Source organism: Candidatus Thiodiazotropha endoloripes (assembly GCF_001708965.1).
In the GTDB taxonomy this organism is placed as follows: Bacteria; Pseudomonadota; Gammaproteobacteria; order Chromatiales; family Chromatiaceae; genus Thiodiazotropha; species Thiodiazotropha endoloripes.
On sequence record NZ_LVJW01000003.1, the window covers coordinates 1,147,341 to 1,172,707 of the forward strand.

Genomic DNA, 25,367 nt, shown 5'->3' on the forward strand with positions numbered 1-25,367 from the left:
CTGTCAGCGATTCCCAAGGGAAGCAAAATTGTGCACCAAACTGTCGCGATACAATAGCTTGGACTGATGCAGCAGCGTGATCACATATTTTGATCCACTACTATTCTGAGAGTTGATTACGCAGTCTCTGAATCTCTAGTTGGGCTTGCTCAAGCTGAAGCTCTATTTCAACTTCCCGGGTAACATCCTTTTGTACACCAATATAGTAAGTCAGGCCGTCTTCTTCATTAATGATCGGAGTGATGCTCAGTTCATTCCAAAAAAGCGAACCATCTTTGTGGTAATTTCGCAACCTTGTTCGTGAAGGCTGATTGCTCTCTATGGCCTCGCGAATCGACTGACGAGCCCGTTGGTCCCGGTCGTCGCCCTGAAGGAAACGGCAATCCTGGTAGAGAATCTCCTCTTCTGCATAGCCGGTGAGTCTTTCAAAAGCCTCATTGACATAGAGAAGAATGGTATCATCACCCTCGCGTTCAGCGATCACCAAGCCATCATTCGCAGTATCTATAGCTTGCTTGAGCAGTTGCAAACTGATTGGTAAATGCTTCATATTGTTCGATCCCAACAGTCTTATGCTTTCTGGTTTTCAAGCCTGTATCAGTATGATACAGCGCCCTTTACATCTGATTCTACGACAACCATTGGGTTGATTGAAGGGGTTAATCAGCATGCAAGGGAATAATTTGTCTGAACCAATATGAGTTTGTTGGTCGTATCTGGTTGATGGGGTTGTTTGATTCAAACTCTATTTTCAGGCAAACCACTGGAGCCGGCACCAGATGTTGCCAATAGAGGGCAACCGGATCGTTTGATTTAGTCTTACAGAATGTGGGTTTAGTTCAATTTCTGCGATCATTCATATCGGAATCCCTTTGTTCTTACCGGGGATCCCGACATAATCGGTGAATACCGGGTTAATGAATCAAGTTTGTCCTAACAGGCTAATTTTTAAGGATTTATCAATGGGGTCCTTACCCAGCCAGATGTTCAGATAGGCCTCAGCGAGCAGTGGGTCATTGAGTGTGATGACTTCTGAATCATTAAACTCCAATACCAGACGGTTGTTATCCTTCAGGGTCAAAACGTATCGGTCACCCGGTTTAACATCCTGCATTGCATTGTGCAGTTGATCCAGGGCAGGACGCATACGCTCAAGTTTCTCTGGTCCTTGTTGTCTACGGATGAATGACTCTGCCACCTGCTTGATCTTAGTTGCTTTAATGGGTATTAGGTAGTGAATCACCAATCTCTGATCCTCTCGTTTCTCCTGTCGAGAGGTATAGAGAGCGGCTGCGTAGAGATCAACCAGGATTCCCCAGGTCAATATACCGGCTCCTGAGAGTTCGAACTGGTGGTTCTCAAAAGTATGACTCTGTGGAAAGTAGATATCTTTGATCTGGATGCCTTGTTTTGCATTGGCACTACCAGTGAGGATGAATGCCGAGATCAGCAATGTGTATATTGAGATTGATGTTAAAGTGTTGCGTCGATTCATGATCTACTCCTTTCTGAAAAAGAGAATGACTTCACCAAGTTTGAAACCTAATTTTGTTACTACCGCTTTATTCATCATCGTGTTTCGGTCGAGCAGGAACATCCAGTCATTGAAGTGCACGCGCCAATCACTGCTACCAATTGTCAAGTCCATCTGGTACTGCCACTGGAGTGCGCTGCCATAAGCCTCTCCATGTGCCATGCCAATGATGTCATTTGCACTCCCGGTATACTGGTGTTTGTCGATACGTGTTATGATCCAGGTTCGATGTTCAGTGGTTCCGTCATCATAGTTAAATGACTCCTCAAGTTTTAACTGGTCATTTTCTATTGTACCGATAATCGTGACCTGGAATCGTTTGCGAAGCTTGCCGAAACGATCGATAAAAACTCCCCAGGCCTGCTGTTCTCCCTCGAAAAAGTCAAATAGATCGAATTCAGGTAGTGTATCTGCGTAATCAACCGGTTTCATGTTTGAACAACCCAGGGTTATCAGTAACATAAGGCTTGCCAGCCAGACGTTTTTCAGATTCATTGCCTGCTTCGCTCCTTTGTATGATCGAGAGTTGGCGACTGTCTAATGGAAAATGCCAAACCAGCCAGGCGGCAGTAAGTTTGAATGGTATCGGTAGAAGACCGTAAGCCAAGGCGAGGACTGTGATGCCCATTGTAGAGGGTAGGGCCGGATCAAAACCACTTAACTGAACCAATGGATAGACAAGGCCAATGGCCAAAGCCAAAGAGAGTTTGGTTGCCATTCCCCATAGACCGAAAAAAAGACCTGCCCGTTCACCGCCTCCACCAGCCCGGTCGATATCGATCACATCGGCCTGGATCGCGGCTGGTATTGACATATCAATGCCCAAACTGAGTCCGGTTAACAGGCAGATCAATGCAAAAAGGTAGAAGTCCCCGGGTGTCAGCCAGGGTACCCATATGAAAACTGAACAAGAGAAAAGCATGGCAACAGACCAGGCGATATGTTTTTGCACATGCCTGGCAAGTGGTAACCAAATCAATAGCCCTATTACCCCGGAGGCGAAGTAGATACCAAGCAATATCCATCGGCTTTCATCCACCTGAAGGACATACTCGACATAGAGTAAGAAAAGAGATGCCGGTATCGCATTGGCAATTCCGTTCAACAGGTAGGCAATCAGCAGTTTTTTTAAGGGTTTGTTTTTAGCTAGTAGATTGTAACCTTCCTTGAATCCGGTTCTTCTCATTGTTGATGTTAAGTCTGGAACCAACATAAGTCCTGGCATGGAGATTATGAATAAGGTGATGAAAACCAGACCGATCAATGCGAGTATCTCGCTATCCTTCAGGGTATTGAGTAGAAAGGGTAAAGATACAACCGTAATTGTGCCTGCAAGAACGTATATTTCCCGCACGGATGTGATTTGTGATCTTCGATGGTAGTCCGTTGAGAGTTCTGCGCCCCATGCATTATAAGGTATGACCACCCACGACCATCCTGTATAGAGTAGAGCCGACCAAACCAGCAAATAGAGGCCGCCAGGTGTAGCGTTGGGAATGAACAGCATGTAGCATGAAACCAGTAGTAATGGGGATCCACTGTAGATCATCAATCGCCTGCGTCCCGGCCTGGTCAGAATCCTGTCACCGAGATATCCTGCAATCGGATCCGAAAAAAGATCCCAAAAGCGGGAGATCATCAACAGAAGACCTACCGCAGTCAGCCCAAGACCGAACTCTTCTGCGTAAATCGGTGGCAGAAATACAACCAGAGGCAATCCGAGAAATGCCAACGGCAATCCAGGTAGGCCATACAGGTATATTTGCTTGCCTCTGAACTTCATCGCATTAGAGGAGTTTGCGTAGTAAAATCTGGTGCAGGTTTAGTCGTTTTATTAAAAAACCCGCTTCACAGTAACTTAGGTAGTATTGCCACATTCTGATGAATTGTGGATCAAAACCTTGAGCGAACACTTTATCTTTAGCCTGATTGAAGTTGAGCTGCCATTTTTCCAGGGTTTTCGCATAGTCGAGTCCAAAACTGTCATCTTCTACCAATTCGAACCGGTGTTTCTCCGCAAGTGATTTTAATCGCGAGACCGCTGGTAACATACCGCCTGGAAAGATGTATCGCTGTATGAAGTCAGGTTTCTTTCGGTAACTGGTGTAAGCCTCTTCACTAATGGTAATGACTTGTAAAGCAGCAGTTCCGTTTGTCTTCAGGAGCGTACTGAGTTTGCCGAAGTACTCGTCCCAGTAAGCTTCGCCAACCGCTTCGAACATTTCGATTGATACGACATGGTCATATTGACCGCTGAGGTCACGATAGTCTGTCAGTTTCAATTCAACTGATTCAGCCAGACCCTGACGCTGGATACGACGATTGGCCCATTCAAGTTGCGCTGGTGAAAGACTGACACCATCCACTTTGATCTGGTTTGCCGCTGCCATTTCGGCAAATCCACCCCAGCCGCAACCGATCTCCAGCACAGAGGCGCCGACTTTAGGTTGTATAAGATCCAGTATCCTTTGGTATTTATGCTGTTGTGCCTGCTCAAGTGTGTCTTGTTCACTGTGAAACAGACCACAGGAGTAGGTCATCCCCGTATCAAGCCAGAGCCGGTAGAACTCATTACCCAGATCATAGTGAGCCTCGATGTTCCTGCTGCTTCCCTGGCGGGTATTACGGTTTGACCAGTGATGGATCCGGTTTGCCAGATTGGAGAGTCGTGAGGCTCTGCGCAGCCTGGTGAAACGATGTCTGTTTTCACCCAGTAGCACCAACAGCGTGGTCAGATCCGGCGTATCCCACTCTTCAGCCATATAGGATTCCGCAAAACCAAGATCCCCTTTGGTGTAGAGTCGTTTGATAAACGCGGTAAAATTCCGAATATTGATCCGTGCGGTATTGCCTGGCACTTTGCCATTCAGGATAAACAGATGCCCGTTGGTCTCAATTTCCAATGTTCCCTGTTCGAGGCAATCCAGTCGACTGAGAAAATCATCGAGTACGCCTTTGTAGAGATTTAAGCGCTCTATGCTTTGAGTCTGAAGTGTGCTCATATGGATATTTGCTCCTTCGGCGGTTTGGGCTTTGGAAAAAATTTTGCTCCACGAAGCCAAATCTTCAATGCCTGCCAGTGGATGGCAAGCACGACTTTAAAGGTCATCAGTGGGGTTCTAACCAATGCATATAGCAATCGACTGTCTATCAAGGGGTATGAGTAGCCAGCCTGGCTTGCGGTAAGCATCAAGCGATCATTTTGATATTCACGAATTACCACACCAATACGTTTGCCCGGTTTATGAAAAGAAAAATGGTATTCACCATTCATACTGATCAGAGGGGATACGTGAAACTGCTTCTTTTTGGTGGCATTCACCGGCCAGCTGAGTTTGTCTCCCTGATTATGAATCAGATAAAAATGGTGCTCCTTAAAGGTATTGTTTACTTCACAAATCAGCGCTTTCAAGCTGCCGTCACTGTGGTAGCAGTACCATATCGAGATTGGGTTGAATGCATAACCCAATATACGTGGAAAACAGAGCAGCTTAATGGAGCCATTTCCGATATCGATATTCTGGGAAGCCAGCAGTTGTGTTGCCCAATTCTTTAAACAACTGCCATCCCTCGGTCCATGATCCTTTCGATTAAAGGAGAGAAGATTGAAACGGTCGAGTGAGAGCAGTGACAAACTCCGGCACTCCTCATCAATCCGGTTGAGGTCGATAAGCAGACTGAATACCGGGTATGAAAAAAGGTAGTTCACAGGAAAAAACCGTTGATGCATCACTTGGGTTAAGTAGATTCTACTCTGTCGGTCACACATCAGATCAGACACCCACGCTTCTGGCCAACGATGCGAGCTGATCCATGTCGGGTTGCAGAGTGATTGCCTGAGTCTGCTTCAACCATGGCACCTCAACTCCCAGACTGGCAGCGACTTCAACAGAGGATCTCAAGGCATCTTCATGAAAACCGTAGCCAAGGTAACTACCGCAATACCAAATTCTCTGTTTTCCTTGAATCTCATTCAGCTGCTGTTGTGCCCACATGGCGCCATGATCGAATACAGGATGTTGATAGACCATCTTCTCGATCAGTTGCTCTTCCTGGGGAGGCTGAAGCGGATTCAATGAGACAAAATAGTCTTTTTCAGCTTTCAGGCGTTGCAATCGGTTCATCCAGTAACTGACAGAGACAGCTCGCTCTTGTGTTTCAAGCTCATCATCAGCGATATAGTTCCAGGAGGACCAGACATCACGTAATCTGGGCATCAGTCCTCTATCGGTATGCAGATAGACTGTGTTGTCCTGATATCTGAATTTACCCAAACAATCCGCTTCGAGTGGATTAGGATTCTCGATCAGTGCAACGGCCTGGTCGGCATGGCTGGCGATAATCAGAGCGTCGTAGCTTTCTTTGTGACCCGATTTCGTAGTGATTTCCACACCACTGGATGTACGTCTTACCGAAGCCACAGATTGATTGATTTTAATGCGGCTACCCAATGAGTTAGCCATTACCTTTACATACTGCCAGCTACCGCCTACCAATGTTTTCCACTGTGGTCGATTCTTGAGTTTGACCAAACCATGATTTTTGAAAAACTGAGCGAAGCTGCTGAATGGAAATGAGAGCATCGTACTGGTCGGGCATGACCATATTGCCGCAGCCATTGGCAGCAGGTAGTTATAGCGAAACTGATGGTTGTAACCATTCAGGTCGAGAAAATCCCCAAGACTGATACTGTAGTCACCTTGGTGAAGGTGGTTCTGACACTGGTTATTGAAACGTACTATCTCTTTGATCATTGATAAAAACTGAAAATCAAACAGATTTTGTCTCTGGGCAAACAGCTTCTTCAGGTTGTCACCGGCATATTCCAGAGAGCCGGAATCGATTGAAACGGCAAACGACATATCAGTGTTTTGGGTTTCAACATCGAGGGAATCCAGCAACGCTGTAAGCAGGGGGTAGTTGGGTTCGTTGTAGACAATGAAGCCTGTGTCAATTGGAATCATGCCACTCCCTTCCAACACCTCGATCGTGTGCGTGTGACCGCCTACATAATCGTTCTGTTCATACAGATCCACCTGATATCTGTTTTTAAGCAGCCAGGCTGCACTCAAGCCTGCTATACCACTACCCACAATCCCGATTCGTTTTATATCGTTTTGTTTCACAGTAAATTCCCACAGATCGATTTATCTGTAATATTTGTACAAAGATGTACAAATAACAACTATAATAATTGTACAATGACAATGTATATTTTGGGTTTATTCATGTGATAAGTAGATAAAGTAATAAAAAACAATACGATAGAACTTAGGTGGGAATTTAAGATGTGGCTGTCAAAACTGATACAAAAGGTATGATTTATGGTGCATCCCTTAAACGATGAACAGAGTACAGCTCCCGTAGCCTGGATCACCGGGGGTGGTAGCGGTATCGGTAGATCTCTCGCTCACGCTTTGAGTGACATGGATTGGACTGTAGTGATTTCCGGCCGTAATCGGGAGAAGTTGATCAAAACCTTAGAATCCGGAGGTAAACAGCCGATACGGCAGATAGCGCTGGATGTAACCGATGCTCAATCCGTCAGTGGTGCGATTGGCGAGATCGAGCGAGAGTACGGAAGAATAGATTATGCATTTCTGAATGCGGGTGATTACTCACCAATGAGATTGAATGATTTCGACCCACTGCTGTTCCACAGGCTCAACGATGTCAACTATCTCGGTGTGGTCAACTGTCTGGCAGCGCTGTTACCTGGTATGAAAGAACGTGCTCAGGGACAGATTCTGATAACAGCCAGTCTATCCGGATATTGTGGATTGCCTGGTGCTGCGCCCTACAGCGCCACTAAGGCTGCATTGATCAATCTGGCTGAGTCTTTACAGCCGGAGCTGTCACAGTTGGGAATTCGTATCCGCTTGATCAACCCTGGATTTGTGGCTACAGATCTTACGCATAAGAACGATTTCAAAATGCCGTTTTTGATTACCCCGGCAATGGCTGCCAATGAGATTAAAGATCAGCTTATGTCAAACCGTTTTGAAATCCGCTTTCCTGCCACATTTTCATGGATTATGAAAGCACTCAGTTGGATGCCTTACAGAGTCTATTTTGCACTGATGCGGAGATTGCTCAAATGAGTGAGATTGGACAATGGTTGTCTCGATACAGCGATCTTTTTGAAACGCTGGACAAAGCCAAGCTTGAACAGTTTGATCAAGTGTTCAATCATCAGGTTCATTTCAAGGATCCGTTTAATGATGTTACGGGCATCGAATCAGTAAAGCGGGTATTCCGGCATATGTTCAATGTTTGCGACTCCTGTCAGTTTGAAGTCGGTGACCGTTGCGGCAGTGGATATCAGGGTTTTATGCACTGGAAGTTTCACTACACCATGAAGGGTAGCAGTAAGAGCCGTATCATCGTTGGTATCAGTCAGGTTAGATTCAATCCTCTGGGTGAGGTAATTGAACATATCGACTATTGGGATTCAGCTGAATATATCTATGAAAAACTCCCGCTGCTTGGTGGCTTGCTGAGTTGGATTCGTAAGCGCTACCTGCAGGCCGTTTAAACGGGAGGGGGATTGGTACTTATAGTTTGATCAATTCCAACTAGAATTAAAACAGTGCCAACAATAATCCTGAAGACCAGTGGGGCGGCCAATGCACCAATCAAGAGTTTCCATGCTACAGGGTATGCCGATCTTTGGTGGTGTCAGTGAGAGCACCTTGGATCTGTTAATCAACAAGGCTTCCATCATAGAGGTAGAAAAAGAGCAATATTTTTTTCAGGAGGGAGACCTGGATAACTCAATCTATATCCTGGAGCAGGGAAGGGTGGCGGTTTACCGAACCTGGCAGGAGCGGCTCTATATGCTCAGAACCCTGGAAACAGGTGACTGCTTTGGTGAAATGGCCCTGATGGATTGCAAGCCCCGCAGTGCCGCAGTTCAGGCACTGGAGAGTTGTCAGGCGATCCAGATCAAGGCGGCGCAACTGGCAGAACTCTACGGTCTCGATCATGAGCAGTATCTGATGATCTATATGAATCTTGGACGCGAGGTCTGTCGACGGTTAAGTGAGGCGGATCACCGCCTGTTCATAAACCGTTTTTCACTTGATGCGGGTGACCAAGGCCAAGCCGATCAGGCCCAGTGCCATCAACAGTAGAGAGAGTGGCTGGAGCAACTGGTTATTACTCTCGTAACGGAAAAAGGTCATACAACCGTTCTCCATCTGATAGGGGCTTGAACAAGGATTTGTCACTTCGCTTGTGAGCAAAACTGTGTCAGACGCAGTCAGAGAGAGGCTCTCTTCAAGCAGCAACCTGGAGAGTTGAGATGAACCATCTACAGGCAATAAACCAGAATACTCGCATGAATTGCAGTAGAGCTGATAAAAACAATCAATAGCAGTAATTTTATAAAGCGGTTCATCTGAAACTGCTTGGCAACACGAAAGATTTTTGATTGGAATGCCCCAGTATCATTGTGCAATTAGAATGCCATTAAAATAATTCTCTTATAATCAATCACCTGAGATTTAAGTGCTTAGATAATACTAACGCTGTGTAAAGTATCCCGACGCTTTCGATCCTCAATGGTTACCAGCTCTGATCGTGAAATGGCCCATGAGAAGCAGTGATTCGTTCACTTTTCGTGATCCCGTGATGAGCAGAATAGATCGCCTTCTATCGATTAATTTGATTCGTGTTAACAGGCCCTAGCGAGAACTGTGGTGATTGGCTTCCAATTCTGACCTATCACTCTCACTTCATGGCAAACCACAAACTGGGATCCTAGATCAAATTACGCAGACCAAGTTTCTCAGGGTGGGGTTGCAGATAGATCTGTCTGGACATGTAGTTGTCCGGGTGTAATCGAAAATAGTGTTTCAGCAGTGTCATTGGCACCACCAATGGGGTTTCCATGCGTCGATAGGCCTCTATACAGGAGACAAGCTCACTCTTGTCATCCGTGTTGATGCGTTTTTTTAAGTAACCCATAATATGTTGCAGCACATTGACATGACGGCTGCGGGTGACCCGACGTTTTAGGGTCTGCATCAAGGCTTCAATGTAGGTGGCAGCGATCTGGTCCAGCTCCTCATCGGCAAGATTTGAGAGCAGTCGTCCCAGTCTCTGGTAAGCGGCTTGAGAGTGTGCCATCACCAGATATTTATGGTTGGTGTGAAAATCGATCAGTTTTGCGGCAGATAAGCCCTGCTGTCGAAGTAGTTGCCAGCGATGGTAGACAAAGATGCGGTTGATGAAGTTCTCCCGCAGTACCGGATCGTTGAGTCGGCCCTCTTCTTCTACCGGCAAGTAGGGAAGTTTTTCCATTAAAAGCTTGGCGAAGATCCCGCTGCCTTTACGCTCTGCGTGGGTGCCCTGTTCTGAAAACACCTTAACCCGAGACATGCCGCAGCTCGGGGAGTTCTTTTTCAGAATATAGCCACACAAATGGTCCAGCCTTTCGGTTTGCTGCAGGGTGTATCTCTGCATCTGCCGGGTAAAATCCTGACTTGGATCCGCGACTCCAACCAGGCGGGGTTTGTCTGGATCACCGATCAGTCTGATCGTCGGGCGGGGTACTCCCAGGCCAATGCCGGTCTCCGGGCAGAGTGGATGATACTCGACATGTTCCTGAAGTATCTCGGCAATAAATCGATCTCGTTTGTGGCCACCGTCATAGCGCACCTGGTGTCCCAACAGACAGGCACTGAGACCGATGATCGGTTTTGTTGTATCAGATTGGTTCATCACTTAGTACCAGCTTTGTTGGAGTGACGCTTGACAATCTCCCAGCGTTTCAGTGCCTCTTTTCTCGAACTCTGCAAGTCGACTATGGGAATTGGATAGGTATTGCCCAGCTTTATCCCCGCCTTGAACAGCTCGCTCGTTTTTGCCATCCAGGGTGCATACAGACGCTTAGTGGGCAAAGCTGACAATTCCGGCAACCAATGTTTGATGTAGTCACCACTGGGATCGAAGCGTTCTGCCTGTCTTACCGGGTTGAAAATGCGGAAGTAGGGTGCTGCGTCTGCACCACAGCCAGCACTCCATTGCCATCCCAGGCTGTTATTGGCCAGGTCTGCATCAATCAGCGTATCCCAAAACCAACGTGCACCTTCTAACCAGTGTATGCCCATATTTTTACTCAGTAGGGAAGCGACAATCATGCGCACCCGGTTGTGCATCCAGCCGGTTTGCCACAGTTCCCGCATACCCGCATCCACAATGGGTATACCGGTTTGTCCCCGCTGCCATTGTTGAAGCAGGTTTTTGGCTTGCTTGTCTGAGCGCCAAGGGTAGTCAGTAAACCGGGAATCGAAGGGTAATCGGTCGGTGTTGGGGTTGTTTTTCAATAGATCGATGGCAAATTCACGCCAAGCCAATTGGCGGAGATATTGACTGGCTCCGTCATTGTTGGCATGTACCGGTGTACCGCCAAATCGTGCCGTTATGCCGTTGGCTATCTGTACCGGGCTGATCTCGCCGAAATGAAGATGGGCAGATAGACGGGATGTCTCAGATAGGTCAGGCCTGTCCCTGCCGGTATGATAACCACTGACCCTCTGTTGCAGAAATCCATGCAGCTTCTTCAATGCCCCCACTTCACCGGGCTGCCAGTGATCGTCAAACCCTCGATGCCAGGGAGTGCTTGGCAGGAGTTTCAGTCTGTCTATGTCCAGGGAGTCTACCTGATCAGGTTGCGGAGGCAGGGATTTTGGTGCTGGATGGGGAGACCGGTTTAACATGCCCTGTTTCTGCAGCGCCCGCCAGAAGGGTGTAAAGACCCGGTAACTGCCTCCATCGAGTCGTCGGATCGAGTTACCGTCCGACAGCTGTGAGGCGTGAAACTGATGACAGCTGACACCGGCTTTGGTTAGCTCGCGGCAGACCCGGGCATCCCGTTCTATCGATGCAGGCTCGGGTATATGGGTGAAAAACAGATGTTGGCATCGATGTTTCATTGCCAACTTGCGTATCACCAGACGGCTCGATCCTTTGGCGATGATCAATCCGGATCCCAGCTTGCGTAGATCCCTATCCAGGGCTATCAGGCTGTTATGCAGCCACCAGTTGGATGCTGCACCAGGACGCCAGGGTTGATCCTCGTCTGGTGCATGGATATAGATCGGCAGTAGATGTTTCGCATCACGGATAGCAGCCAGCAGAGCAGGGTGGTCGGTCAACCTCAGATCCCGTCTGAACCAGAGGATGGACCGGGTCATGATCAGCGACCTATTGTCAATCTGTCATCTATTTGAACCACTGCCGCAGCCAAGTCCACCGCCAGTGGTATTGCGCCCGCTTGTAAAATCTCCGCTTGATGGGTCTGTGTGATGGCACCGCCGACAAATACCGGCTCGTTCACCTTCTGCACCAAAGCAGGCAGGTGACTCTGCAACAGAGCCATCGGTGGTTCCAAGCTGCCGAAAAGGAGCAAGGCTTCACTGTGGGAGCGGTTGATGGTCATTGGCAGAAGTTCCAGACTCAAATCCGGACCCAATAAAACAGGTCTGTATCCCTGGGTCATCGCTTTCAGGCTGAACAGCAGAAGTTCCACTTCACTGTATTCGTTCGGCAGACAGGCCCCCAGCAGTCGTCTGCCCCGGGTTTGAGTGGACTGGTGATGAAAGCGTGCGCCGAGTTTGTTGCGCAGGTAGGTATGAAAGAAGCGGCTTTCCACCTCTGCCAAAGGCTGACTGCTACGCCTTTGGTGCAGCTCGTGGAGCATGGGTTGTAACAGCAGACGGGTTACCAGCTCGATTGGATAGAGAGAGAGCGCCTCATTGTAGTTGCCATCAAGGGCGTTCTCATCGAATTCGGCAATCGCCTGCAGCATCCTGCTGCGATAGGTTTCCCATACATCACTCTCTTTCACCTGGGTTGAATCCACACCTTGCAGGTGGGCGCCATTGCCTGAGAGCCGGTTCTTGACCTGACCGATCGAGATACCCTGATCGATAAAGTCCATGATCCGCCGGATCAGCTGGATATGTTCATCGGTATAGAGACGATGTCCCTTGGGTGTTCTCTCCGGTTTAATCAGACCATAGCGTCTTTCCCAGGCACGCAGCGTTACTGGATTGATGCCGGTCAGCTCGGAGACCTTACGAATCGGGTAAAAACCGTTTTTATTTGAGGGTTGTTCTTTCATGAACCTGCATGAACCTGATCGAAAAGTTAAAACTTATACATAGTGTACAATAATATTCAGAAATTTGTACTTTAAGAATTACCCTGTGATTGAGTGGCTTTTATTACCATTCAGCTCCAGTCAGAGCTCCAGGGCAAGTTCGGTGATAGTGCTGAAAATCGCTGAGTTTTTTTGTGAAATCAGTGTGGTAAAGGTGTTAAAAGAGGAAATAATATTTTCATCGATTGATTATTCTGCTTGAGGCAGGGTACCAATTCTGTTTTATTTGCCGACTCAATCGATCAGATTGATATTCACTGTTCGGCTTTATTATCGGGTATCGAAGATCATGCAACCTGCGGCAACACATTATGAAAGACTCGGGGGCGAAAAATCGGTACGTGAACTGGTCGATCGCTTCTATGACCTGATGGATGATCAGGACGAACTGACTGAATTACGCCAGCTGCATGCAAAAAGTCTCAAGGTCTCTCGGGAGAAGTTGTTTATGTTTCTCTCAGGCTGGTTGGGTGGACCATCTCTGTATACTGATAAGTATGGTCATCCAAGGCTCAGAGCGCGTCATCTTCCCTTCAGTATCGGCATCGAAGAGCGGGACCAATGGATGCAATGTATGAAGAGAGCCATGCAGCAGATGTCACTGGATGAGTCACTGCAGGAGGAGTTGCTTCAGGCTTTTTTTAAAACAGCGGATTTCATGCGTAACCGGGAAGATTGAGTTTCTTACCAGAGCATGGATATGCCAATGCTCAGCCATCGCGTTGGAAACTGATGGTCTGTTTCAATGGCAAGGGTTGAAGCTGCACAACGCCATTCAAGATTTCTTCGAAAAAAAGCTCCTCAATCGATCAGAACACCTTTCTGGGCATACCAGGCTCTGTCTATACGCCAGCTGACCCGCTCGATATCTTGCCTGCTGAGGACCAGTTCGCGCACTTTTCCCTGGATTTTTCCCAGCTGTTTCTGTGCCGCAATCACAGCGGGATCCTGTTCGCTTTTACGACTCAAACGGGGAAAAATCATACTGAGAAATTTCACCGCTGGTACAGCACTGGTTCTGGGGGTGGAGAGTATCGCCGTCGTTCCTTTGATCTCCAATGCTTTGAACCTGTAAGGATAGGCTGCAATTTGCTTATCCTGCTTGAGCATCTCATCGATCTCTGCAAGTCTGAAGTCTAGGGTTAGCAGCCAGGCCAACAGGCTCAAACCTACCAGACTGCCCAATATGCCGGCATAGATCCTGGTGCCGCGGTCAAGACTCATGGTATTGCTCCTGAAAATCGACAGCATATTGAATCCTGCTCGTGAGGCTCAATGACAATCCTCATGGGCCGTGACTTATCTCTCCTGGCAATCGTCATGGCCCTGGAATTTAGAGGCAACAGGAACGGTGGTTAAAAATGAGCTGTGCAGTTGATCGTCAGGCGCTCGGAAATCCCTATCTTCTACAGGGCAAAATCACCGCTGTATGGTTCTTCACCTTCAACAACAGGCAAGGTCAAGCGGTTGCCCCAGTGTGACCATCCGCCATTGTAGAGTCGCACATCGGTATATCCGAGATGTTTGAGTTGCAAATAGGTGAGGCTCATACGAAAGCCGTCGTGACAGTAGACATAAATTGTCTTGTCTTTGGCGATCTCTTTATAGAGTGAGGCAATGGCTTCATCGTCACGCCACTTTTGTGCACTTGTGCCATCCAGACTGACGATGTTGATTGCGCCGGGAATATGTCCGGCGGATATCGAGTGTTTGACCACCTTCCCGGTATACATCTCCCGTGGTCTGGCATCGAGCAGGACAAAATTCGGGTCACGACTCGATACGATGTTGTCATAGACATCTGTCCATTCGACAAACAGCTTAGGATTGGCCGCTTTCAGGGTGACGCTGCCGGGCTTTGGTTGTGGCGTGGGGTCTGTTGTCATCTCCTCGAAGGCACTCCAATCCACAGTGCCACCATTGAGAATCTTTACCTGTTCAGTATTGAAGCCGTAGAGTTCAAGCAGGTAGAAGAGACGTGTTGTCAGAGCGGTGTTTGAGTCGTCATAGAGGATCAGGGTGGAGTCATCATTGACGCCCCATTGACGTAAGGTGGACTGGAACTGATCTTTAGAGGGAAAACGCATCAATGGATAGCCCTGGTTGTCTCCAAGATCCTTGAATCGCTGTACCTGAATCGCACCAGGAATATGTCCCACTGTATGGTAGCGATGTGGATGATAGCGGACTTCGAGAATGACCAGATTGTCATCGTCGATGTGCTCGGATAACCAGTCCGAATCTACCAGAAATTCCGCTTCGGCAAAAACGCAGGTTGAGATCAGAAATAGGAGAGAGAACAGTAAAGGGTGTTTCATCGTATCACTCAAAGGTATTGATTTTTATGCAGGTTTGTTCAAGCTGATTATTATGATTGTCGATCACAAATACTTTAGCTGAATCACCGGTTTATTCAATCACATTAAGTGATACTGGGATCCGTTTGCAGAGATTGTCGACTGTTTTTACAGCTAGAATAACTGTCCGTTCTGGAAAAAACGTTTTCAACAGGCGGATTGACCGAGTGAGAAGCGGAACTGGAAAGCGGGAAGATGGGCCCGATATCCGGACCCATCTGTCGTTAATGATTCGTGTTAACAGGCCCTAGTTGATCAGATAGGACTGAACCTGTTTCATGGTATGCAGAGAGGGTTTTTTCCGCTCAATGTATCTGGGTAATCCGTTCAATCTGCTTTCAGCCTCCTGACGACTGGCGTAGTTACCATAAATCAGGGCAAACTGCTTGGATTGGTTAACGGTAACAGGAATGTAGGCAAGCTCATCCTTTAGCTGTTTGCTGTAGCGCTCCGCCAGTTTGTAGAGTTGTTGTTTGTCAGTCACAGTTGCGATGTGAATGGTGTAGTTTTCAGCGGGTTGTTGTGCGAGCCACTGGCCACTGTGGATGACCCCGCCTTTACCGACGGATCTGTTCGGCCGGATGTTGTTGACTCGGCCATCGAGGGTATCAACCTGATCGCCAATATGGGATATCTGCTGGTTGAGTGTTTCAATCTCCTGCTGCATGACTTTGTCATTCTGCAGGGATTTATCGCCAAGCTGGAGTAACAGGTTCTCATTCACTGACAGTTGCTGGCTGTTCTCAGTAACACCACTCTGCAGTTGCAGGTTCTGCTGCTGTTCAGCTGTCCAGTTTGACTGGTTGTAGAGGTAGTAGCCCAACAGCGCGACCAACAACAAGCCAATGGCACTGCCAAGCAAACGGAAATGCTTTTTCTCAACCATGATCAGACTGTAGAGTGCCCTGGCCGTCTGTCCTGTACGATCCTGCAGATCGGATATTTGCTCAGTGTGCTGTGCGGTCTGACTTCTGAGCTCTTCGATGGCAGTGGCAAGTTCGGATGTTCTGTTGTTCAGAATCGTTGTGGAGCGGGAGAGCTCACGACTTTTGTTTGTCAGTTCTTGCGCCGTGGTATCGAGGTGAGCAATACGTTTCTCCAATGCCTGATCCACTTCCTGCATCTTTAACAGGCGGGCCTGACTGGATTTAATCTCCTCTTCAGCCTTAACCAGGTCCTGGCTGATTACATCGGTTTTGTTATCGAGCGCATCATCCCGTTGCTGAGTATCAGTTGCCAGGGTATTGATTTCGTTGAGCAGCTCTCCTTCCAGTTCATGCAACAATTTTGCATTGTCTTTAATACTTTTATTGAGCGCTTTGGTGGTTAACTTGGATTTTTTTGAGAGCTCATCTGTCCGCTCGATCAGGGTCAGGAGACCTTCATTCAATGTCCCCATTTCTGATTCGGTTTTTTCACTGACCTGGGTCAGTTGCTTGGTAACCGATCTGATCTCTCTACTGATTTGGGTCGACTTGCCGGAGAGTGATTTGTAGGCGTCATCCAGATCACCGAGTTGTTGATAGGCTTCCGAAACTTTGCTCGTCAAATCACTGCCTTTTTCACTCAGATCAAGAAGTTTCGATTTTACGCCTTTATTGGCACTGCTCAATTCACTTCTCAGATTATCGAGGTCGGCATCGATCATGCCGATTTTTCGATTGAGTTCATTGGGAAGCGAGGCGGTGTTGCTGCCGGATTCCAGCGATATGAGTTTTTTCTGGGAAGTGCTGTCCGGTGAATCTTCAGCCACGTTAGATGGTTCAATAGCGTGTTTTGAATTGGACATGGTGTAGCCCTCGAATTGCGATGCGCGTGGGGCGTACTAGCGCATTTTATAAGAATAAGAATCCCCTCGGTCGACTAAATTAGCAAATAGTAATATACAAATATAATTAGTTTTGTTTATGGCTTTCCGTTTGATCATAAAAACATAGATAACCTACTGTTATTAATAGGAAAAATCTTTTGAAGTTTTGAGCGGTCGAAATAGATTAGGGGGAGTATTATCCCCGATTGATTCCTAACGCCCGAGATTGAGGCCCAGGATTATGGGTTTGGTTCTGCTTGAAGCCAGGATACTGGTCGATACGCCAGCGCTGTTCCTGGTGATCTTCCGGGTCGACGAACCTGAGTTTTGACCAAGAGGCAATCCCCACAATGAACAATAATATTAAAATGATCGAGACAGATTTCTGGGTAAACATATGGCGTAGTATAAAGGAACCTCTGATTAATTCAGGATACAACCTGTGGGTAAATACCAGTTTCATAAAGTGAGGCTCCGTATCAGCAATCGATCATCCCGGCAGACAGGTTTGAATAACTTAAAAAAACTCGCTTACCTGGTGTTTGGGTTGTATCTGCTGTGTATCTCCCGGACAGCTGTTTCGTTGAGTGACTTTTCGATACGGACTGATAATTTAAGTTCCGATGAATGGTCTGCAGAGGGGATACATCTTAATCTGCATCAGACTGCAGAGGGGCTTGGTTTACAGTTGACTCTCTCTGAATTCAATCATCAGGCACTGGTTGGTTCCGTCAAGGGGATTGATTTTCGTTGTGCAGAAGTGCAGCAGGTTAACCACAGCTATTTCTGCCCACAAGGATATTTATCGATTGCAGAATCCCCTTATGGTGGTCAGCAGGCGAATGTGGAATTGAACTATATCGATTCAGAGCATATTGAGATCAAGCTGGATGGATTGATTATTGCCCAAGGAGGGGTGAGTTTTGATCTGAAGATGACAAAACCTAACTGGCAGTTGAATCTGAATGGGTCGGAACTGAATTTTGATAAGCTCAGGGCGCTACTCCCAAGGGAAGTAGTTCCGCAGTCGTGGGATGTTTCAGCCAGTATATCGGTCAAAGCCAAACTATCCGGCTCCACATCGACACTACAGCAGGCTGATGTCAGCGTTGAAATCAAACAACTCAATTATGCTGATGAGGAAGGCCTTCAAGTGGCGGAGGACGGCTCAGGAAAAGTGCATATTCAAACCGAGAAGCGAAATAGGGGATGGTTTGGATCCGCCCGATTGCTGCTCGATCAAGGTCAGTACTACTCTGATCCTTATTATATTGACCTAACTGATGCCCCCCTTCATCTGAAACTCAAAGGGGATTGGATAACAGCGCTGAACCAACTGCAATTGAAGCAAGCTGATTTACAATGGCTGCCTACTGTAGATTTGAAGGGGAGTGCCCAGATTGATCTGACAGAATTGGCTGTCCAGCGCGCAAACATCCAGTTTGGGACCGACCATTTGGATCAGCTCTATCAAACTGTCATCCAACCGATGGTGATCGGCAGTATGGCCGATGAGCTGGAGATTACTGGTGGAATAGAAGGAGAGATTGAACTTGTTGATGGTGAGGTTGTGCGGTTCAGGTCTGAGCTTAAGTCGATCGATGTGGACGATTTGCGGGGTGTGTTCGCGCTGAATGATCTGCATGGTTTATTGGCCTGGTCAAATCGTGAAATTGCACAAACCAGCCAATTCAATGTAAAAACGGGACATCTCTATCAAATTCCCCATGGCCCACTTAGTGTCAATCTGCAGGCTTTGCCGAATGGTATCAGCTTACTAAAGCCTCTCGATATCCAACTGCTCGGTGGTCATATCACCATAGATCGACTGGAGGCGAAAAATTTGTTTCAAGGTAGCCCCGAATGGGAGACTGGCGCTGAAGTTATCAATCTCTCTTTAGAGGAGCTCTCTACAGCTTTCGATTGGCCAACCCTGAGTGGTGAGCTGAATGGTAAACTGCCGAGGATGCACTATCTGGATGAATCCCTGGATTTTGATGGTGCGTTGCAGGTGGATGTGTTTGGCGGACAGGTCAAGGTTGAAGAATTGAAAATCAAACAGCCTTTGGGCCGGGTTCCGGAGCTTTTTGCATCAGCTGATATGAATGGACTGGATCTGGAACAGATAACCCGTACCTTCTCGTTTGGTCATATCGAGGGAGGCCTGGAGGGGTGGATTAACGGGTTACATCTTTTGAATTGGGAGCCAGTGGCGTTTCAGGCTCAATTCAACTCGCCAGAGGATGATGACCTGCCACATCGGATCAGTCAGCGGGCAGTGGATAATCTTACATCCATCGGGAATGGAATGGGTGGCAGTCTACAGAATACATTCTTGGGTATTTTCAAAGAGTTTCGCTACAATCGAATAGAGTTACAAGCCAATCTTGATGGGGATCTTGCCGAGTTGGGTGGTATCGACCATCCTAACGGGGGCTACTATCTGGTGAAAGGGGCCGGTTTACCGAGAATCGATGTGATAGCTCGCAATCGACGTGTAGCCTGGAAGACATTGGTTGAACGTCTGAAAAATATCCGTGTCGAAGGGATGAAGGTGCAGTAGCCTGCTCTTTGCCACAAGCAATTTCGGATTAAGTCACTTTTCGTCGCTCCGTCCAATACCGGAATAGAGGAGCGCCAGCAGACCAGTTTTAACATCTGCCGGAATGCCTGAACGATCAGAATAAACTATGTGATGAGGATATACAGACTTATGATAAAGCGAACAGTTATGTTGCGATCTTTTTTTGGCTATCTATTGATCGCATTGAGCCTGGCAGCCTGTGTAACCATTAATATCTATTTTCCAGCCGCAGCTGCTGAAGAGGCTGCCAGGGTAATTGTTCGAGATGTGTTGGGTGATGAAGCCAATCCTGATCAACCTCAGGAGAGCCAACCCGAAACGAAACTGGATGATGACCAATCCTTCTATCAATTCAACACTACAAAATTGACATCCGCGGCTGAAGCGATAGTGAATTTTGTCATACCGCCTGCTCATGCGGAACAACCCAACATCGATATCTCATCACCCTCGATCCGCAAGTTGCGTGCATCCATGTCTAAACGACAGGCCAGACTGACCGGTTTTTATCGATCCGGCGCCTTGGGTTTTACCAATAAAGGTCTGATTAAAATACGTGATTTGAAAAAGATTCCCCTGAAGGATAGAAACCGGGTGAAGAAGCTGGTGGCCGATGAAAACGGAGACCGGAATTCGCTCTATACAGAGATTGCCCGTGCCAATGGTCACCCGGAGTGGGAGCAGAGTATTCGTGATATTTTTGCTCGTGTGTGGATTGAAGAGGCTCCTAAGGGATATTGGTATCAGAACAGCAAGGGGAAATGGCAGCGAAGTGAGTGATACATTTTGCTTCGCATTTACAATCAATCAGTGCTGAGCCGGTCCTTAGATCGCTAACCTTTTCGCCCATCTGCCATGATTGAGTGTTGGAGCGAAACTAGGGCCTATTGGGTTAGTGTTAACAGGCCCTAATTGGCCGCTGGATTTTCAAGATCCTGGATGTAGTCACTCGTTTCACGATTGGTTGCATCGGATGGTGGCGCCAGATACATCTCAACTGTTCTCAACAGTTCCAAGGTTTCGAAAGGTTTGGTCATAAACAGATCGGCACCGGCCTCAAGGCATTGCTGTCTTGCTTCATCGGTTGCATTGGCTGTAAGAATCATGATGGGAATGGCGTGGTTCTGCCCTTTTTCATTGCGAATATGTTTTATGATGTCCACTCCGGTGACTGATGGCATTTGCATGTCGAGTATTGCCAGATCAAAGGGGTTTTGACGTAACTGACGCAATGAATATTCGCCGGTTTCACACATCGTCACCTTATATCCGCTACGTACCAAAATTTCTTCGAGCAGATATCTGTTGATAGAGGTATCTTCACCAATCAAAATGTGTTTGTTTTTACCCGCATCCTGATAGGGGATGGTTAACGTCCCACCAACATTGATGTAATTTGATCTGGTCAACATGTAGTGCAGTGTATTGCGTAATGCATCGGAATCAAAAGGGGTATCGACAACTGCGCCGACAGGGTTCTGCCTGATGATTTCGTCTGCCTGATGTGCTTGTGTACGAATGACGATGGTATTACTGCAGATTCCCGGGTCAGAGAGTAACTGTTGATAGAAATCCTGACCACGATGTAGGAGGCAGCTCTCGTCCAGAATGACCAGCAGCGGTTGATACTTTACCGGTTTGTGGTAAAGCACATGAATGATATCCGGTTTCTCGTCAATCAGGCGATGGGAGACATTCCAATCAAATAGTACCTCTTCCACCAGCTTTGATATTTCACTGCTTTGTGTGATGGTGATGACCTCACGCTCTTTGAACTGCTGCTGGTCTGTATAGGGCATTACTTCATACTGAAGTTTGAAAAAGAACCGACTGCCCTTATCAGGCATGCTGTAAAAGGCGAGCTCGCCTCCCATCAGCTTGACAAGGTCATAGGCAATGGTCGTTCCCAGGCCGGTCCCGCTGACATTTCTGGCGTCGGAGTTATCGAGTTGTGAGAAGCGGTTGAAGACCTGTTTCTGCTTGTCCGGAGTGATCCCGATTCCGGTATCCAATACTTCAAACAGGATGCTGACACTGTTCTGTTTTCGCTTCTCCAGACTTATCTGCAGCGCAATCTCACCCTGATCGGTGAATTTCACCGCATTACTCAAGAGATTCATCAGAACCTGACGTAACCTGGTTTCATCACCGAGTAGATAGAAGGGAACGCTGGAAGAGAGATCGATACGGAAATCCAGACCTTTTCCCATGGCGGAAGGCCGATAGTGGTTACTGACCTGATTGATCAGGGCATGCAGGTCAAAGGCCTTATTATCAATGTTCAAAAAACCAGCTTCAATTTTTGAGAAATCTAAAACATCATTCACTATCGACAGAAGGTGGTTGGAAGCACTGTGAATGGCATTGATATTCTTGTGCGTGGCTACACTATGCTCCTCTCTCAGCATCAGATCGCTCAAGCCAATAATGCCGGTTAATGGCGTACGTATCTCGTGACTCATGTTGGCCAAAAATCTCGATTTGGCCTCATTGGCTGATTGGGCCTCCAGTTTGGCGGTTGTCAAGTGCTTCAGCAGATAGGATACAAATACCGGTATTAATATGTTGGTGATCAGCAGGCTGTAACTCAACAGGGGAGCGGCCGACCAGTAGTCGGCAGTCTGGATGGCAAACAGAAATCCAATATTGGAAAGAATCGTCGCGGCATAGAGGTATTTGAGGCCAAACCGAACACCATAGCCAATGGTTATCAAGAGCATGATGGCAAACAGTGGCGGACTGTACTCTCCCATAGTCAGCAGACCGTAAAAAACGATCCCATTATCTCCGAGCAGCGTTATGCCTCTGCGGATAGCAGAGGGATTGTTAAGAACCCGAAAGCTCAACAGATGGAGTAGGGAGAAGAGTGTATAACTCAACCCCATGTAGAGGTGGAGTTGAATTACCTTGTCACTCTCCGGATTGTATAAATTGACCGCAAACATGTAGGAAGTGAAGAGACTGATGAACAACAGCCGAACGAGCCCCTGGTGATATTCATGACGGGTTAGATCGTCTGATCCCACTTCACGTTGCGGTTTTGGTTGTGTCGGGCGATAGGCCTCAGGCTTTTCACTCATTTTCAGATAGGTGTTTTAATCCGTTAATAGTCAGGTGGTTGACTGTATAAAATTCCTGAAAGATCGTCATTATTCCAGGTAGAATTATAGATTATGCAGCATTCAGAGTATTATTGTGGAAATCGCCTGTTAACTTAGAAATTTCATTCGTTATCGATAGTTTAACCTATTGCTTACTGAACGTACCGGGAATTAGGTTCTTGTTTGACAATCTGATGACCAGACAGCTGCTTTTCAGAGCGTGTTCTTAGGAAAGATCTTCACCAATTTACCCTTGCGTTCATCTGTCAGCAGATAGAGCATACCGTCCGGTCCCTGGCGTACATCCCTTATTCTGCCCAGCTTATCAGTCAACAGACGTTCTTCATGAGTGATTTTGTTGTTGTCGATCTCTAGTCTCACCAGCTGCTGGAATTTCAAAGAGCCAACAAACAGATTGCCTTTCCACTGCGGAAACTGTTCGCCTGTGTAGAAGCTCATGCCTGACGGGGCAATGGAGGGAATCCAGGTGTGCACAGGTTGTTCCATACCAACCTTGTGAGTGCCTTCGCCGATTTTTGTGCCGATCACATAGTTGACACCATAGGTGATGATCGGCCATCCATAGTTTCGTCCAGCTTCAGGGATGTTGATTTCATCCCCGCCCTGGGGGCCATGTTCATGCGTCCACAGCGATCCGCTAGCAGGGTGCAAAGCGGCGCCTTGGATATTCCTGTGACCATAACTGTAGATCTCGGGTTTAGCCTTACTGTTATCTTTAAATGGATTGTCCTGGGGAATGCGGCCATCATCATGCAGTCTGATCAGGGATCCTGCATGGTCGGTAAGATCTTGTGCCCGCGGACCGTCACCTCGGTCTCCTAGTGTGATGAACAGAAATCCCTGGTTGTCGAAGACCAGCCTGGAGCCGAAGTGGTGGCGGGATTTGGTTTTATTCGATAAACGAAATATTACTTCTGACTCTTCCAAGGTATGATTTTTCAGCTTACCTCGCATCACAGTGGTGCCGTAGCGGTTGCCAGTACGCTCAGCGTATGAGATGTAGATATAACGATTGCTTTCGAAATCCGGGTGTAGGGTTACATCCAGCAATCCTCCCTGACCATGGGCGCGGATTTCGGGTAGTCCTTGAATTGGTATGGGATCGAGGTTGCCTGCTGCATCCAGGTAACGCAATTTGCCGTTTTTCTCCGTGATCAGCATGGCACCATCCGGCATGAAAACCATTGCCCAGGGGTGGGATAGTTGATCTGTCACGATCTCATAACCGATGGTCTGTTTTTCTGTCTCGATGGGCTTGTCTGCCAATAGGGGCTGAGCCGTACAAGCAAATAACAGCAAAGATATGGAGCCTGCCATTGCGACGTTCATATGATACATCTTAGATACCTTTGAATAATTCTGTTTTCATCTGACCAGCAAATACCAGGGTCCAGAAAACCAGTTTTGGGTTTTGGCGGTATGATCGATAATCAGGCCTTGCCTTGAATGCCATCGTTATCCGGTATTAACTTCGAGTCTGCTTATTTGAATTAGTTTAGAGCCTGTTTCACATTATTTGTTAAGCAGTGTGGATCGATTGCGAATAAATCCCACCGATTCAATCCAAACATCGGTTCACCGACTGCCTGTTGTGTCGTCACTACAGCTAAATTGTGGATCCCCTGAAATAGATTTAAGATGGTTGCACGGTATCCATCAACATTTAGCTTGATAATTCAATGGCATTTTCGGTCAGCGACAAGATAGAAATTCCACACACTGAGATTCAGTGGAGTGCGATACATGCCCAGGGGTCGGGCGGTCAGAATGTCAACAAAGTTGCCTCTGCAATTCATCTGCGTTTCGATATCAAGGCCTCATCCCTGCCTCTGCCCATAAAGCAACGGCTGCTGGCCCGTGCTGACAGCCGGATCAACCGTGATGGGGTGGTGGTTATCAAGGCTCAACGTTACCGGGATCAGGAGAAGAACCGTCGGGATGCACTGCAACGGCTGCAGTCTATGATCAGCAGCGCAATGGTTTCACCAAAAAAACGCTTCAAGACCCGGCCAACAAAGGCATCAGTACGCCGCCGCCTGGATGCTAAGAACAGGCGTGGCAAGCAGAAGGCGTTGAGGCGGAAGGTAACGGATTGAGAGTCAACCTCTAGCCTGTCAACTGAGCAATATCACTGTTTCAACTCAAAATATCGCCTCCAGAGCTGGTAACATTGCATGTTGTTCGGGCTTCAACAGAATACAACCTCTCCAGAGATAGGACGGCAGTAAAAGTGGCACTTAAATCAACAGTCTTCAAAGCGGAACTGCAAGTATCCAATATGGATGAGCAGCACTACGACACCTATAGCCTGACACTGGCGAGACACCCATCGGAAACCAATCAGCGTATGATGATGCGACTGGCGGTTTTCGCCTTGAATGCCAATCCGCAACTCAGCTTCACCAAAGGAATCAGCACCGAAGACGAACCCGATCTTTGGCTGAAGAGTCTGAGTGATGAGATCGAGCTCTGGATTGAGTTGGGTCAACCGGATGAAAAGCGGTTGAGACGGGCCTGTGGCAGGTCCAAACGTGTGCTGGTCTATCCATATGCGGAGCGTAGTGCCTCAATCTGGTGGGAGCAGATGCAGCAAACAGTCAGTCGCTTCGGGAATTTGAGTGTGATCAATCTAACCCTTGAGGATATGGATCAGCTGGAAAATCTCGCTGAGCGGAATATGCGGCTGCACTCCACCATCCAGGAGGGCCAGCTATGGCTTGGCAACGATCAAACAACCTTGCTGATCGAGCTGCAACCGTGGCAGTAGGCGTCTGCCAGGAGACGAAGCGGGTC

The 25,367-nt window shown here is 47.5% G+C and carries 23 protein-coding genes; 8 read left to right on the plus strand and 15 right to left on the minus strand.

Going from position 1 to position 25,367, the window contains the following annotated elements; all coding sequences use genetic code 11:
* Positions 1 to 100: 100 nt before the first annotated feature.
* From A3193_RS05190 to A3193_RS05220, 7 genes are all read right to left on the minus strand, one after another.
* Complete coding sequence (locus A3193_RS05190) at positions 101 to 550, minus strand: PAS domain-containing protein (RefSeq protein ID WP_069014247.1); 450 nt, start codon at positions 548 to 550, stop codon at positions 101 to 103.
* Positions 551 to 922: 372 nt separating this feature from the next.
* Positions 923 to 1,495, minus strand: a complete 573-nt coding sequence (locus tag A3193_RS05195; protein ID WP_069014248.1) for a chalcone isomerase family protein — start codon at positions 1,493 to 1,495, stop codon at positions 923 to 925.
* Between the two features lie 3 nt (positions 1,496 to 1,498).
* Complete coding sequence (locus A3193_RS05200; protein WP_069014249.1) at positions 1,499 to 1,966, minus strand: DUF3833 domain-containing protein; 468 nt, start codon at positions 1,964 to 1,966, stop codon at positions 1,499 to 1,501.
* Positions 1,953 to 3,317 carry an MFS transporter gene (locus A3193_RS05205; RefSeq protein ID WP_069014250.1) on the minus strand — a complete coding sequence of 455 codons (1,365 nt, stop codon included), beginning with the start codon at positions 3,315 to 3,317 and terminating at the stop codon, positions 1,953 to 1,955. The genes A3193_RS05200 and A3193_RS05205 overlap by 14 nt, the downstream gene beginning before the upstream one ends.
* A gap of 4 nt (positions 3,318 to 3,321) precedes the next feature.
* Positions 3,322 to 4,536, minus strand: coding sequence for an SAM-dependent methyltransferase (locus tag A3193_RS05210; RefSeq protein ID WP_069014251.1), 1,215 nt, complete (start codon positions 4,534 to 4,536; stop codon positions 3,322 to 3,324).
* Complete coding sequence (locus A3193_RS05215) at positions 4,533 to 5,303, minus strand: DUF1365 domain-containing protein (protein WP_069014717.1); 771 nt, start codon at positions 5,301 to 5,303, stop codon at positions 4,533 to 4,535. The genes A3193_RS05210 and A3193_RS05215 overlap by 4 nt, the downstream gene beginning before the upstream one ends.
* Positions 5,304 to 5,307: 4 nt before the next feature.
* Positions 5,308 to 6,660: an NAD(P)/FAD-dependent oxidoreductase gene (locus tag A3193_RS05220; RefSeq protein ID WP_235614902.1), complete on the minus strand. Its 1,353-nt coding sequence runs from the start codon at positions 6,658 to 6,660 to the stop codon at positions 5,308 to 5,310.
* 198 nt (positions 6,661 to 6,858) lie between these two features.
* Between A3193_RS05220 and A3193_RS05225 the strand changes: the two genes are divergently transcribed.
* From A3193_RS05225 to A3193_RS05235, 3 genes are all read left to right on the plus strand, one after another.
* Positions 6,859 to 7,635 carry an SDR family NAD(P)-dependent oxidoreductase gene (locus A3193_RS05225; protein WP_069005129.1) on the plus strand — a complete coding sequence of 259 codons (777 nt, stop codon included), beginning with the start codon at positions 6,859 to 6,861 and terminating at the stop codon, positions 7,633 to 7,635.
* Positions 7,632 to 8,069 (plus strand): nuclear transport factor 2 family protein, encoded by a 438-nt coding sequence (locus tag A3193_RS05230; protein WP_069005130.1) that lies wholly within the window; start codon positions 7,632 to 7,634, stop codon positions 8,067 to 8,069. Before A3193_RS05225 ends, A3193_RS05230 begins: the two co-directional genes overlap by 4 nt.
* A 91-nt stretch (positions 8,070 to 8,160) precedes the next feature.
* On the plus strand, positions 8,161 to 8,667 hold the full coding sequence (locus A3193_RS05235; protein WP_069005131.1) for a Crp/Fnr family transcriptional regulator: 507 nt from the start codon (positions 8,161 to 8,163) through the stop codon (positions 8,665 to 8,667).
* Between the two features lie 628 nt (positions 8,668 to 9,295).
* On the opposite strand, the gene A3193_RS05240 is transcribed toward A3193_RS05235, so the two are convergent.
* Genes A3193_RS05240 through A3193_RS05250 form a run of 3 tightly spaced genes read right to left on the minus strand, consistent with a single transcriptional unit; the run spans position 9,296 to position 12,662 of the window.
* Positions 9,296 to 10,258, minus strand: a complete 963-nt coding sequence (locus A3193_RS05240) for a YbgA family protein (RefSeq protein WP_069005132.1) — start codon at positions 10,256 to 10,258, stop codon at positions 9,296 to 9,298.
* Positions 10,258 to 11,733 carry a cryptochrome/photolyase family protein gene (locus A3193_RS05245; protein WP_069014252.1) on the minus strand — a complete coding sequence of 492 codons (1,476 nt, stop codon included), beginning with the start codon at positions 11,731 to 11,733 and terminating at the stop codon, positions 10,258 to 10,260. Before A3193_RS05245 ends, A3193_RS05240 begins: the two co-directional genes overlap by 1 nt.
* A gap of 2 nt (positions 11,734 to 11,735) precedes the next feature.
* A complete protein-coding gene (locus A3193_RS05250; RefSeq protein WP_069014253.1) occupies positions 11,736 to 12,662 on the minus strand; it encodes a MerR family transcriptional regulator in 927 nt (308 codons plus the stop codon).
* Positions 12,663 to 12,990: 328 nt separating this feature from the next.
* Here A3193_RS05250 and A3193_RS05255 point away from each other — a divergent pair, with 328 nt between their 5' ends.
* Entirely contained in the window at positions 12,991 to 13,380 is a 390-nt protein-coding gene (locus tag A3193_RS05255; protein WP_069014719.1) for a group II truncated hemoglobin, read from the plus strand.
* A 122-nt stretch (positions 13,381 to 13,502) separates the two neighbouring features.
* Here A3193_RS05255 and A3193_RS05260 read toward each other — a convergent pair whose 3' ends face one another.
* From A3193_RS05260 to A3193_RS05270, 3 genes are all read right to left on the minus strand, one after another.
* Entirely contained in the window at positions 13,503 to 13,925 is a 423-nt protein-coding gene (locus tag A3193_RS05260) for a hypothetical protein (protein WP_069014720.1), read from the minus strand.
* A 182-nt stretch (positions 13,926 to 14,107) separates the two neighbouring features.
* The gene (locus tag A3193_RS05265) at positions 14,108 to 15,019 is read right to left on the minus strand and encodes a sulfurtransferase (protein ID WP_069005135.1); all 912 of its coding nucleotides are present in this window, start codon (positions 15,017 to 15,019) and stop codon (positions 14,108 to 14,110) included.
* A gap of 286 nt (positions 15,020 to 15,305) precedes the next feature.
* Positions 15,306 to 16,847 (minus strand): hypothetical protein, encoded by a 1,542-nt coding sequence (locus A3193_RS05270; protein WP_141694761.1) that lies wholly within the window; start codon positions 16,845 to 16,847, stop codon positions 15,306 to 15,308.
* A gap of 529 nt (positions 16,848 to 17,376) precedes the next feature.
* On the opposite strand from A3193_RS05270, the gene A3193_RS05275 reads away from it, so the two are divergent.
* On the plus strand, positions 17,377 to 19,431 hold the full coding sequence (locus A3193_RS05275) for a hypothetical protein (RefSeq protein WP_139116969.1): 2,055 nt from the start codon (positions 17,377 to 17,379) through the stop codon (positions 19,429 to 19,431).
* Positions 19,432 to 19,599: 168 nt separating this feature from the next.
* A complete protein-coding gene (locus A3193_RS05280; protein WP_069005138.1) occupies positions 19,600 to 20,232 on the plus strand; it encodes a YdbL family probable chaperone protein in 633 nt (210 codons plus the stop codon).
* A gap of 128 nt (positions 20,233 to 20,360) precedes the next feature.
* Here the strand turns inward: A3193_RS05280 and A3193_RS05285 are convergent, their stop codons facing one another.
* Positions 20,361 to 22,532: an ATP-binding protein gene (locus tag A3193_RS05285; RefSeq protein WP_069014255.1), complete on the minus strand. Its 2,172-nt coding sequence runs from the start codon at positions 22,530 to 22,532 to the stop codon at positions 20,361 to 20,363.
* Between the two features lie 234 nt (positions 22,533 to 22,766).
* On the minus strand, positions 22,767 to 23,903 hold the full coding sequence (locus A3193_RS05290; RefSeq protein ID WP_235614903.1) for a PQQ-dependent sugar dehydrogenase: 1,137 nt from the start codon (positions 23,901 to 23,903) through the stop codon (positions 22,767 to 22,769).
* A gap of 350 nt (positions 23,904 to 24,253) precedes the next feature.
* Here A3193_RS05290 and arfB point away from each other — a divergent pair, with 350 nt between their 5' ends.
* A complete protein-coding gene (gene arfB, locus A3193_RS05295; protein WP_069005140.1) occupies positions 24,254 to 24,670 on the plus strand; it encodes an alternative ribosome rescue aminoacyl-tRNA hydrolase ArfB in 417 nt (138 codons plus the stop codon).
* Between the two features lie 134 nt (positions 24,671 to 24,804).
* Positions 24,805 to 25,341, plus strand: a complete 537-nt coding sequence (locus tag A3193_RS05300; protein ID WP_069014256.1) for a YaeQ family protein — start codon at positions 24,805 to 24,807, stop codon at positions 25,339 to 25,341.
* Positions 25,342 to 25,367 lie beyond the last annotated feature (26 nt).